The organism is Peptoniphilus duerdenii ATCC BAA-1640 (assembly GCF_000146345.1).
In the GTDB taxonomy this organism is placed as follows: domain Bacteria; phylum Bacillota; class Clostridia; order Tissierellales; family Peptoniphilaceae; genus Peptoniphilus_B; species Peptoniphilus_B duerdenii.
On sequence record NZ_GL397071.1, the window covers coordinates 1,943,504 to 1,956,192 of the forward strand.

Here is a 12,689-nt window from a genome sequence, read left to right on the forward strand (position 1 = left end):
CGACTGCAGTTGGGAAGGTATTCTCTTTATAATCCTCAAGGAAGACAGTCACCCTGAGCGGAAATGACGAAGCCAAAGGCTGAGTCATTGGAGTCGAATGGGTATAACCCTGGTGGGATTATGTGCGGATGATTTCACTTGCCTAGACTTGGTTAAATACAGCAACTACCCGTTCGACTCGGAAATAAATTTCCTCGCTCAGGGTGACTGCAGTTGGGAGGATAATGTAGCCTTCGGCTGTGGAAGCTGGTAGGTTCCGCTACAAAAATCGAATCAAGTCACAAAAAAAGAACCTTGGTTTCATTCAATCAAGGTTCTTTTAAATTCATTTTTCTATTTTATATAATTCACTAATCTACCTATCTTTTCTATTTCTATCTCTACTTTATCTCCCGATTTTAAATATTTTGGCGGGTTAAATCCTGCGCCTACTCCTGATGGTGTACCTGTGAGTATTATATCTCCTGGGAATAGTGTCATGCCCATGGATAGATCTACGAGGATCTTTTCTATGTTGAAGATGAATCTACTGGTGTTTGAATCCTGTCTTAGTTCTCCGTTGACCCAGGTCTTTAGGGATAGATTTTCCACTTCTCTCTTGGAGAGTTCTTTTACGATTGGTCCCATTGCTAGGAATCTATCGAGGCTCTTGCCCTTGGTCCATTGTCCGAATTTCGTCTGTAATTCTCTTGCGGAGAAGTCATTTGCTACTGTGAATCCCAAGATATTTTCCCATACTTCGTAGGGTTTTAAGTCTTTGCACTTATTCTTTATTATCAGCGCCAGTTCCCCTTCGTAGTCAGCACAGTCAGTCGGTGCTTCTTCTATGTTTAGAGTATCTCCTGTTCCGATGATCCTGTCTATATTCTTGGTAAAAAATATCGGTGACTTTGGAATTTCATCTCCAAGTTCTTTTATTTCTACTGCATGGTCCAAGTAATTTTTGGCGACGCAGAATATTCCCCTTCTCGGATTTTCTATCGGTGGCAATACTTTTACTTCGTTTATAGATTTTCTCTCTATTCTATAGATGGTTTCTATTTTGTCTATTTTGCTTCTTTGAAGTTCGTCCATTTCTATAAATTTAATGAGACTGTCCTGTCCGTAGAGTCCGCCTAAATCATAGATATATTCTCCATCCAGTATGCCGAAGCTCTTCTCACCATTAGATTCGTAGGATATATAATCACTCATACTTTTTCAAAATCTCCATAAATTCTTCGCCGGTTATGGTTTCTCTTGTCAATAGATAGTTTGCTATTTCGTGAAGTGCGTTTATATTTTCTTTTAATATGTCTATCGCCTTCATGTGGGCTGCTTCTATGAGTTTCTTAACCGCTAGGTCTATGTCGTAGGCAGTCTTGTCGCTTACGGTCATAGTTGCATCTCCACCGAGGTATCTGTTGTTTACTTCTGCCATTGCTACAAATCCAAATTCTTCGCTCATTCCAAATCTTGTGATCATGGATTTTGCGATCTTGGTTGCCTGTTCGATGTCGTTACTTGCTCCTGTGGTTGCTACTCCAAAGATGAGTTCTTCTGCTGAGCGTCCTCCTGTCAAGGTTACGATCTTGTTGAAGAGTTCTTCTTTTGACATTAGGAATTTCTCTTCTTCGTCAACCTGCATGGTGTATCCCAATGCTCCTGATGTACGCGGAACTATGGTTATCTTGTGTACTGGTGCGGAGCTGCTTTGTTTTGCTGCCACTAGTGCGTGGCCAACTTCGTGATATGAAATAATTTCCTTTTCCTTTGAAGAGATTACCGCATTCTTTCTTTCGTAACCTGCTAGTACAACTTCAACAGATTCTTCTATATCCTTTTGAGTCATGGCAGTTCTGCCTTGTCTTACGGCTCTTAGTGCCGCTTCGTTAATCATGTTTGCAAGGTCTGCCCCAGATGCGCCTGCTGTTGCAAGGGCAATTTGTTTGTAGTCAATGCTTGCTTCTCTTCTCACCTTCTTGGCGTGAAGTTTTAAGATTTTTTCTCTTCCCACTAAGTCTGGAAGTTCCACTGGTATTCTTCTGTCAAATCTACCTGGTCTTAGTAACGCTGGATCTAATGAGTCTGGTCTATTTGTCGCCGCAAGGATTACTACTCCAAGCTTGGAATCGAATCCATCCATCTCTGATAGAAGTTGGTTTAATGTTTGTTCCCTTTCGTCGTTGCCAGAGAATCCTGCTCCATCCCTCTTCTTACCGATGGTGTCTATTTCGTCGATAAACACGATACAAGGTGCTTTTTCTTGAGCTTGTTTAAATAGATCTCTTACCTTTGCAGCACCAAGTCCTACGAACATCTCTACGAATTCAGAACCTGATATGGAGAAGAATGGCACATTCGCCTCTCCTGCCACCGCTTGAGCAAGGAGTGTCTTACCTGTTCCAGGAGGTCCTACTAGTAGAGCTCCCTTTGGAAGTTTCGCTCCGATATCTGTATATTTCTTTGGAGAGTGTAGGAAGTCTACCAATTCTTTCAAGGCTTCCTTGGCTTCATCTTGTCCTTCCACATTGTCGAAGGTTATTCCGTCTGTACTCTTTACATATATTTTTGCATTGCTCTTGCCGAAACTCATCGGACCTACTCCACCATCTCCGAATTTTTTAAATAGAGTTCGAGATAGGAGCTGTCCCATGACTACAAATAGCACCACCATGGAAACCATGTAGATGATATTTCCAAGGATAGGATTTAGTTGCGCTGGGAATACTCTGTCCGTCTTAGCTCCAGATTCTATAAGTCTGTTTGCTAGGAATGGATCTTCCATTCTGATGGTTTTGTTGATTACATTTTTCCCATCTGTCTTAAGGGTGAAGTTGATTTCTCTATCTTTGACTTCAACTTCCTTTACCTTTTCATCTTTTAAGTATCTCGCAAATGTAACGTAGTCTACATTGTTTATCTTCTCCTCTTGTGGACCATTGAAGTATGGTCTTATAAAGAGAGGTACGGCAAGTATTGCTACCACCGCGATTATATAGTAAGCAAGTTTAAACTTGTTTACTCTGTTGTCTTTTTTGATAATATCACCTCATTTAGTATTTATTATATTTTACCTTATTTTACCTTTATATGCTATGAAATTTATTTAAAATATTTTTCACCTTAAATATACCCAGAATAATATCATTTGAATAGAGGTTATTTAGGTGGTATAATAGTCTTTAAATTATTTTAATTCATTAACTAATAAAAGGGGTGAAAGAGGAAGGGTTAGCCCAACCTAAAAACATGACAGAAAAAAATAAGAAGAGAGATTCATTTAGAAGTCAATGGGGATTCATCCTCGCATGTATCGGCTCGGCTGTGGGCATGGGAAATATTTGGATGTTTCCAATTAGAGTTCACAAGTTCGGCGGATTTACATTTTTAATTCCATATATATTTTTTGTAATCGTAATTGGATATTCAGGAATAATAGAAGAGATGGCTCTCGGTCGTGGACTTAAATCCGGTCCCAGGGGTGCATTCTTAAAAGCAACACAGATGCGTGGCTCTAAGATTGGTAAATACATAGGACTTATCCCCGTTGTAGGTTCCTTTGCAATTGCAATTGGATACACAGTTGTAGTAGGATGGATCATCAGATTTTTAGTAGGATCAATTACTGGATCCATGATAGACGCATCGGACTCAGGTGCATACTTCGGTGCCATTGCAGGTCCATATGGTTCACTTATTTGGCATGCAGTTGCAATCATTATCTGCATAGTCATCATGTCCTACGGAATCGGCTCTGGAATAGAAAAAGTAAACAAGGTAATGATGCCGGCATTTTTTCTATTCTTCATAATCCTCGCCATAAAAGTTGCTATGCTTTCCGGATCACAAGAAGGATATAGATTTTTATTCTCTCCAGATTTTTCTGAACTTAAAGATCCGCAAATTTGGATCTACGGACTGGGACAAGCATTCTTTTCTCTATCACTAGCAGGATCTGGAACTGTAGTCTACGGTTCATACCTAAGTGACGAAGATAATATTCCATACTCTGCAAAATGGACTGCGACTTTCGACACCATCGCGGCAATGCTTGCAGCAATTGTAATCATCCCTGCAATCTACGCATTTCAAGTGGAAGCTGCAGGTGGACCACCACTTATGTTTATAATCATGCCATCCATTTTTAAATCCATGGTAGGAGGCAGAATATTCTCAGTGATATTCTTCATCGCAGTACTATTTGCAGGAATAAGTTCTCTTATAAACCTATATGAAACTCCCGTTGAAATGCTAGAAGAAAGATTTGGCATTGGTAGAAAGACCGCAACCATGATTATATTAATTATAGGTTTTGTAGTTGGAATTGGAATCGAAAACGGCGATGTGCTAGGTGCATGGATGGATGCTGTATCAATCTATGTCATACCACTAGGCGCACTTCTTGCAGCCATCATCTTTGGATGGGTACTCGATAAGGAATTTGCAATTAGAGAAATATTTAAAGGCACAGGCAGAAAAGTTGGAGAAAACGAGCTTATCTACACATGGATTAAGTATGTCTATGTGGGCATCTCCCTAGCGGTTTACTTAATCGGAATATTCTGGGGTGCAATAGGCTAAAATTTTAAAATTATTTTTAAGAATAGGTTCGCCTATTCTTTTTTTTGAAATTATATAAGATTTAATTAAAAATTCCACACTCTTCATTTTATTTTAGTGAATAAATGTGACTTTGTGTTATAATATTTTAAAAGGGGTGTGATAATTTGTTTTGCCCAAACTGCGGAAATAAAGTAGATCCGAAGGACAATTACTGTAAGATTTGCGGAAAAAATCTGAAAAATGTAAAAGTAAAAATCGTATCTGAGGACAATGGCATAGATAATATTGGGGATTCTAAAGACAAAACAATCGTTTTTAAGCCCATTAAAAATATAGATTCCATTGAAAATACAAAAGAGCTTAAAGAAATTATTAAACAGGTCGATGAGACTGTAAAAAATAATATCGAAAACTTTACAAAGGCTTCTGAAAAGACCTTGGCTGAAGAAAAGAAACTTCGCGAAGAGATAGACAGAAAGCTTAAAGCTTCAGAAGAGGAAGCTAGGAAAAAAGCAGAATCTGAAAAGGCTAAAAAAGATGAAAGAATCGAAGAAACTGCAAAATCTAAAAGTTCTAAAAAATCTAAGCCAAAAGAATTAAATAAAGATTTAGAAAATGAACCTAAGAAAAAATCCAAATCTCTAAAAGAAAGATTTATGGATTTTATCAACGAAGAAGATGAATTTTCTATATTTGAAAAATCTCCAAACAAAGAAGACATCAATATGACTTTGACTGATATCCCACCGGTTAATATCGAAGATACTATGTCCATACCAAAGGCTGAGATAGAAGCTAGACTTAAAGAAGCGGAAAAATCAGAAGATTCTACTAAGGATAATAAAGATAATTTCAATAAAGCTGAATCTGTTAAGAAAGAATCCAAGACTGAGCCAAAGTCTGAAAAAACTGAAAAAATAGAAAAAACAGAAAAGATAGATAAAAAAGATTCAAAGGTTCAAAAAGACACTAGAGATTTCAGAGAAATAAAGAGATCTGAAATTGAAGAAAAATCTAAAAAAGAATCACAAGAAACTAAAGAAGAAAAAATCGAAGAGAAAGATCTAAAACATATCTCTTCAAAGGAATTTTTCAACGAAGTTAACCGCGCCTTAAAGGAAAATCCAGACATTTATGTAGAAGATGAAAAGAAAGAAAAATCTCTATTCTCCTTCTTCAAATCTTTTAAATCAGATAAAAAAGATAAGCCTAAGGTAAAAAAGGTTAAACCTATAAAAAAGGATGCTTCTAAGAAAGAACTTCCTATTAATAAAGAAGAAGCAAAGGAAGCCATCGAAAATATAGATGACAAGGCTAAGGGATTTCTATTTAAACTTGAAAATAGACTAAACTTCAACGACAAAGGACTAAGAAATGGAATCATAGGTATAGTTTATCTACTAAATGTACTTGCGGTTATGCTTGCTGTGCGCAAGGTATCCATCGCAATCTTTGTACTACCACTTCTTAGAATTCTTCTAACCCTTGCAGAACACTACTATCCACTAGATATTGCAACAAATAAGGTTTCTTTTGTAACGGATCAGGAAGAAGTGAATCAAAAATCATTCGTCAACTGGGCAGTATGCCAAGTGCTTGTGTTTGTGCTCTATATAATAAACCCAATCGGCGGAATATTCCACTTCACAATCCTCGAATCCATCACACCGGGAATACTACCAACCATTATCCTATTCCTTGCAACCACATTTATAGCTACAAGTCTCTACAAAGATAGAATAGGAAAAGATAAGATAGATTTCATCGGCTGGTACCTAGTGCCATTTATACTATTTGAAATGCTCATGAAGATACTATTTCTATTGGTGGATTTCTTAACCAGATCATTTCTAATATAAAAATAAAAGAGGTCAACTGACCTCTTATTTTTTTACCTTTTCAATACTTATAATCTCATGATTAGAGTCGAAATTTACCACATAATCGGATAGAGATTTCGTCGGCTCTATAAATTTCACATCATTTAAATCATTGATACCATCCCAGTATTTCTTAGATTCCCTTTCAATATCTTCATCACTCATGCTCTTAAAAGGATAGAAAAAATTATCCTCGTCATGGCACTCATCGATGTGAAAATGAACTCGCTTTAAGTACCAGTTCCAAGTATTTTCCTTGTCCGTATCAAGAAAGAAAACTAAATCGTAAAAGTCTTGGAATGAAACCTCGTCCCTATTGTTATAAAAAATATTTACACCCTCCACAATATTTATATCGCACACAGTGTAGGTTTGAACCTCATCTAAAATATCGTAGGTGGTGTGGGAATATACGGGATGCTCTACATTCTTATTATTTTTAATATTTAAAAGAGCATCTTTAAACTTATCCGAATCATAACTCTTTGGAAAGCCGCGAGGATCTTCGATCTTTTTCGATTCTAAATCCCTGTTGCTGTAGAGAAAATGATCTGTGGATAGAATATTTGAAGAGTATCCATTTTCTTTTAATAGATCGTGAAGCTCTCCTGCAAAGGTGCTCTTGCCTATGGAAACTCGTCCAGTCACACCGATTATTATCGGTCTTTTTTCGATATTTTTAATGATATTTAGAATTTCTTCTTGACTCTTAATGTTCAAAACAATCTCCTTTGTTTTATTATAATTTTAAAAGTTGTGTTGCTCTTTTAATATGTAAAGTTATGTTTAATATAAATATCCTCCCAACTACAGTCACCCTGAGCGGAAGAGCCGCTAGGCTCTGAAGTCGAATGGGTATAAGCTCTATTTAACCTAGTCTTGTCAAATAATTCCCCCATTCTTAACCTCACCAGGGTTATACCCGTTCGACTCGGAAATAAATTTCCTCGCTCAGGGTGACAGTCTTCATCGAGAAAACTATTAGAATACCCACATAACTGCATTGTAGCGGAAGCATTTTACTTCCACAACCGAGGTCTATACTAACTTCCCAACTACAGTCACCCTGAGCGGAAGAGCCGCTAGGCTCTGAAGTCGAATGGGTATAAGATATATCTAATCTAGTCTTGTCAAATATTTCACCCATTCTTAACCTCACCAGGGTTATACCCATTCGACTCGGAAATAAATTTCCTCGCTCAGGGTGACAGTCTTCATCGAGAAAACTATTAGAATACCCACATAACTACATTGTAGCGGAAGCTACCAGCTTCCATGCCGTTAGGCTTTTTAGAAAATTCTTTATCTATCCCCTATAAGCGGTCTTAACCGCTTCATCCTTTTCCAAATTTTCTACAAATCTTTTCACATTTGGATAATCTTTCCAGGACTTTTCAAAATCGTCGGTCCATCTCACCATTACATAGGCATACGCATCAAGTACGCTTCTCTTATTATTATAGAGATAATCCTTCCCTTCAAGCATATTATCCAGACTTTTCATCACATTGTCTATCGAAATGTATGCTGCTTTTAAAACATTTCCTATCGAGATCTCATCTGTTGCAACGGTGAATCTTTCCGGTACGTAGTATGGACCAAACGCTGAATGGAATCCATTTAAAAACGAAGAAAGTTTGTTGTATTTAAACTCCTCTAATAAACCTTCGTCGGCGCCTAGGTTCTTTTCTCTATGGGTATCTGCTATATATTTTAAAATAGCAGTGTTTTCTGTTAATATCTTTCCGTCTCCAATGTATAAAGCAGGTACAGTTCCAGCTGGGTTTATCTTTCTATATTCTTCAGATTTTGTGTCTGCCTTCTCAACTTCGTAATCTGCACCTACCCATTCTAAAGCAATCCAACTTGCGATGGAGCAACTCTTCGGCGTATAATATAGTTTCATGGGACCTCCTAATATTATAATTTAATTTATCTTTAGATACATACCCATGGAAAAATTATTTAATCGTTTTTACATAAAAGGAGAAATATGAATAGAAAAACATTAGAAAATATATTTACAATAGTAGCATTTTTAGTTGCAGCATTTTTTATAGGATTCGCCTCCGGGCAGATAGTAAGCTACGCAAAGGAATTTATAGTTTTAGAAAGTGTACTTCTCAACAATATCTTTTGGTTTGCGGTGGTATTTTTATCAATCTACTTAGTAGTCATGATCCACATAATATTCCACGAAGCTGGTCACATGATCGGAGGATTTATAACTGGCTATAGATTTTTATACTTTCGAATAGGCTCTACTACCCTTGTAAGAACAGATAACGGATTTAAGATTAGAAAGTTAACAGTCCCAGGCACAGGTGGACAGTGCATTATGGTTCCACCAGAGATGAAAGACGGAGATTATCCTGTGGTAATCTATAACCTCGGTGGCGGACTTTTAAATTTAATAGTTTCATTTATTTCGATAATAATCTTTAAAACCTATAACCTAAACCCAGCTATAACAGGACTTTTAGAAATATTTGCAATAGTAGGAATCTACATTGGAATAGGAAACCTAGTTCCACTTAAAGTTATAAGTAACGATGGAGCAAATATCTTTTACTTGAAAAATGATTTAGAAGAAAGAATAGCTCTCCATAAAATTTTAAACGACGAAGAGGATATAATAAATTGCAAGGAAGTCGAAGAGACTAGCTTGAATATCGACGAAGCAGATCTTTCCAAGACATTTATCCAAGGGATATTTATAAATAGGATGGAAGATAGATTCTATAAAATGGAGTTTGAAGAGGCAAAATTCATCGACGAAAAACTTCTCGGAAAAGCAAAAATGAATATGACCTTTGAATTTATGGTCAAAACAACTCTTACCACCATCTATTTAATTGAAGGAAGTGTGGAGCGGGCAGAAGAGTTATTGAAAGATAAGAGCTTAAAGAAGTATTTAAAAAATAAATACGTGCTCCATGTAGAAATCCTAAACTATGCAAGAAATAGGATTCTGGAAGGAAAAGATGGGAAAAAGATTAGGAAAAGAATTGAGAAGATGGAAGATAAGTATATCTATCCTTCACATATGAAAGCCGCATTTGAGATAATGGATAAGATCGATGAAGTGGCGGATAGAAAATCGATTGAATAAAAATGGAATGGGAGACCATTCCTTTTTTATTGGTCTCTTATAAATCTACAAAATTATTTTATAAAATTTCAAAATTATAATAATTTAATAAACAAACAAAAAAGACGACATCTCTGCCGCCTTTATCTTTAATTAATTTTATTCGTAGGTTCCTTTTTTTAATATCTTTTTGTCCTTCATCATCACTTGACCTTCGGAGATTACTGTTTCGATTTCCAAATCATCATTTAATGCAACTAGATTTGCAAGATATCCTTCTTTTACATATCCCACTTCTCTATCGAGTTTCAAAACTTTTGCTACATTTGATGTGAATGGTTTGATTGCGTCTTCTAGTTTTTCTCCTGACTCTACTATTTCTTTTATAGCTTTGATACCTGTATCAACTGGTGAATATCCAATTTCTACAAGATTTCCTTCTTTGTCATAGTTTGACCAAGATCCGAATCCGTCTGATGAGTATGTGATTCTATCTAGCACATTTCTTTCTTTTGCCTTTTGATATGCTTTTGCATCGGTTAATTTTCTACTCATGCCAGATGTTATATCGATGTATCCGCCTCTTTCTGCAAAATCAAGTGCTTCTTCAAATAGTTTGTCGTCCCTATTTACGTGGGTTGGTCTAAAGATTGTAATTGGTAGGTTGGAATGTTCTAGTGCGTCATTTATTTGACCAAATAGGAATTTTCCTCCGCCCATGTGGATGGTTACATGACCGCTCTTGCCAGAAATCATCCCTGCTACTCTTGCTTCTGCTCCAATTCTTTGAAGTTCTTTGTAGTCAAGACATGAATCTCTATGGTCGTTTGCAGCAATCTTAACCCCGATTAGTTGATCTATAAATACGATGTCGGTCTTAACTGATCCGGTGATTGTTGGACTTGGATATGCGTAAGAACCTGTAAGTGAGTAGGTTTTTATCCCTTCTTTGGTAAGGGCAAGTGATTTTGCCACTAGATTTTCTACGCTTCTAGTTTCTGAATCGGTTCCAAGAAGTCCAACTACTGTTGTGATTCCTGCTTCGATTAATTTTGAAAGTCCAAGTTCTGGAACTCTCGTGTTAAATCCGCCTTCTCCACCACCGCCAGTGATGTGAATGTGTTGGTCAATAAGTCCAGGGATGATGGTCTTGCCAGCTGCATCGTATTTTTCATCAACTGGATAGTCACAGCTTCCTTCGAATATTTTTTCGATCTTTCCGCCGGCTACTAATATATTTTTAAGACCTTCTTCGCCGACAATCTTAGCATTTTCTATTAAAAACATTATTTTTCTCCCATTTCTTGTAAAAACTTTTCTTTTTCTTCTTCTGTTATCTTAGTAATTCCTATACCCGTTAATGCTAAAATTATAGCAAATACGATTCCCATATAGTTAAGCACTGCCCATGGTAAGTATGACAAAGTTTCTACGCCTAAAGTCGCTGCCATGTATGCTCTCCTGCTGCTGACCAAGGGATAAGTGGAACTAGTACTGTACCTGAGTCTTCAAGGGTTCTTGAAAGGTTCTTAGGATGTAGATTTCTTTCTAGATAAATCTTGCTAAATAGTTCTCCTGGAATTAGGATTGAAAGGTATGAGTTACCTGTTACAAAGGCAACTGTGAAGCAAGATGCGATAGTTGAGATGATAACTCCAAATGTGGTCTTCACTCTCTTTAGAATTGCTTCTAGAACTACATCAAGCATGCCTGATGTGGACATGATCCCTGCAAATCCCATAGAACAGAATACAAGTACAGTGGTGGTAGTCATAGATACTGCTCCACCTCTATTTATTAATGTGGTTATATCTTTTAAAATTTCTCCGTCAAAGTTTGTCATAGTTACATTGAAGCCGTTGATCATGGAGATAAATCCATTCTTAAGTGTAAATCCTTGAACAAATACTCCTATAACTACAGATACTAGTGAGTTCACAACCATGGTTGGAAGAGTTGGAAATTTTAAAACTGATCCAACAAGCATGATAACTACAGGAAGTAGTAATAGAATACTCCAGTGATATATTCCTGATAGTTGTCCTTGAATTATATTTACTGATTCTGTAGTCACTGTTGATGATTTAGTAGATAGACCTACGATTAAGTAAACTGCAAGGGAAACTATTGCTGCTGGAACAGTGGTGTAGAGCATGTGTTTTATATGTTCATATAGTTCTGAACCTGCTGCAAGTGGTGCCAAGTTAGTGGTGTCAGAAAATGGTGATAATTTATCTCCAAAGTATGATCCTGCTACTACAGCTCCTGCTGTAATAGGAAGGCTCATGCCAAGTCCTTGAGCAATACCCATGATTGCAACACCGATAGTACCTGCAGATCCCCAAGATGTACCTGTAACAGTGGATAGAACTGCGGTAATTAAAAATGCAGAAATATAAATAAATCTTGGATTGATTAGATCAACTCCGTAGTAGATTATCATAGGTACTGTACCTGAAAACATCCAAGATCCGATAAGTAAACCTACTGACCACAAGATAAGTGTAGCTGGAAGTGCTGATGCAATCTTCTCGATGATCCCTTTTTGTAATTCTTCCCAAGTGTAGCCGAGTCTCATTGCGATTATCGCTGCAAAACTAGCACAGATTAGAATAATAGGTTCCGCTCTTAGCTTGAAGATACCCACTCCTACTGTAAGAAGAATAATCATTACAGCTAGTGGTGATACCGCTTGTAAAGTAGTTGGTTTAAGTTTTTTATTTTCCATAATAGCCTCCTGTAAAAAATTTTTAAACTAGAGTATATTATATAATTTAAACTTAGTTCGCGTCAATATGTTATAAAGATGAAGTACAGGTATTTTTAAGTTGAATTTTAGAAAAAATAAAAATTTCTTAAAAGTAATTAGATTTAAGCGTTATTATTTTTTTAGAAATGGGTTTTAAATAAAAAATTATTTTTTAGGTAATAGGTGTTGTAATCGAAAAAGATATTAACATAGAATTAAAAATTAATACATTCGCACTTAAAGGCAGTCGAGTTCTACAAATCAGCATTCGCAATGCTCCGCTATATAAGTTACTAGATTCCAATAAAAAAGACTATCCATTCCTATATTTTTTATATTAGTAGATGCAAAACCTTTCTCCAACCTATCACATAGAATCCTTATTCACAATCCCATTACTGAGAAAACCTTCACCAACACAGGT

Annotated in this window: 10 protein-coding genes; 3 read left to right on the plus strand and 7 right to left on the minus strand. The window is 36.5% G+C overall.

Annotation, left to right across the window (positions count from 1 at the left end):
* Positions 1 to 333: 333 nt before the first annotated feature.
* Positions 334 to 1,194, minus strand: coding sequence for a fumarylacetoacetate hydrolase family protein (locus tag HMPREF9225_RS08770; RefSeq protein WP_008902590.1), 861 nt, complete (start codon positions 1,192 to 1,194; stop codon positions 334 to 336).
* A complete protein-coding gene (gene ftsH, locus HMPREF9225_RS08775; RefSeq protein ID WP_141553745.1) occupies positions 1,187 to 3,025 on the minus strand; it encodes an ATP-dependent zinc metalloprotease FtsH in 1,839 nt (612 codons plus the stop codon). Before ftsH ends, HMPREF9225_RS08770 begins: the two co-directional genes overlap by 8 nt.
* Positions 3,026 to 3,231: 206 nt before the next feature.
* Between ftsH and HMPREF9225_RS08780 the strand changes: the two genes are divergently transcribed.
* Positions 3,232 to 4,563 (plus strand): sodium-dependent transporter, encoded by a 1,332-nt coding sequence (locus HMPREF9225_RS08780; RefSeq protein WP_040551479.1) that lies wholly within the window; start codon positions 3,232 to 3,234, stop codon positions 4,561 to 4,563.
* 146 nt (positions 4,564 to 4,709) lie between these two features.
* The gene (locus HMPREF9225_RS08785; protein WP_008902594.1) at positions 4,710 to 6,404 is read left to right on the plus strand and encodes a zinc ribbon domain-containing protein; all 1,695 of its coding nucleotides are present in this window, start codon (positions 4,710 to 4,712) and stop codon (positions 6,402 to 6,404) included.
* A gap of 24 nt (positions 6,405 to 6,428) precedes the next feature.
* Here the strand turns inward: HMPREF9225_RS08785 and HMPREF9225_RS08790 are convergent, their stop codons facing one another.
* Both HMPREF9225_RS08790 and HMPREF9225_RS08800 read right to left on the minus strand, forming a co-directional pair.
* Positions 6,429 to 7,145: a type I pantothenate kinase gene (locus HMPREF9225_RS08790; protein ID WP_008902595.1), complete on the minus strand. Its 717-nt coding sequence runs from the start codon at positions 7,143 to 7,145 to the stop codon at positions 6,429 to 6,431.
* A 586-nt stretch (positions 7,146 to 7,731) separates the two neighbouring features.
* On the minus strand, positions 7,732 to 8,331 hold the full coding sequence (locus HMPREF9225_RS08800) for a glutathione S-transferase family protein (protein WP_008902596.1): 600 nt from the start codon (positions 8,329 to 8,331) through the stop codon (positions 7,732 to 7,734).
* A gap of 87 nt (positions 8,332 to 8,418) precedes the next feature.
* On the opposite strand from HMPREF9225_RS08800, the gene HMPREF9225_RS08805 reads away from it, so the two are divergent.
* Entirely contained in the window at positions 8,419 to 9,537 is a 1,119-nt protein-coding gene (locus HMPREF9225_RS08805) for a hypothetical protein (protein ID WP_008902597.1), read from the plus strand.
* 138 nt (positions 9,538 to 9,675) lie between these two features.
* Here HMPREF9225_RS08805 and iadA read toward each other — a convergent pair whose 3' ends face one another.
* From iadA to nhaC, 3 genes are read right to left on the minus strand one after another with little or no spacing between them, the layout of a single operon-like run.
* Complete coding sequence (gene iadA, locus HMPREF9225_RS08810; RefSeq protein WP_008902598.1) at positions 9,676 to 10,803, minus strand: beta-aspartyl-peptidase; 1,128 nt, start codon at positions 10,801 to 10,803, stop codon at positions 9,676 to 9,678.
* The gene (locus tag HMPREF9225_RS10525; protein WP_008902599.1) at positions 10,803 to 10,967 is read right to left on the minus strand and encodes a hypothetical protein; all 165 of its coding nucleotides are present in this window, start codon (positions 10,965 to 10,967) and stop codon (positions 10,803 to 10,805) included. The genes iadA and HMPREF9225_RS10525 overlap by 1 nt, the downstream gene beginning before the upstream one ends.
* Positions 10,952 to 12,244 (minus strand): Na+/H+ antiporter NhaC, encoded by a 1,293-nt coding sequence (nhaC, locus tag HMPREF9225_RS08815; RefSeq protein ID WP_008902600.1) that lies wholly within the window; start codon positions 12,242 to 12,244, stop codon positions 10,952 to 10,954. The genes HMPREF9225_RS10525 and nhaC overlap by 16 nt, the downstream gene beginning before the upstream one ends.
* Between the last annotated feature and the right edge of the window lie 445 nt (positions 12,245 to 12,689).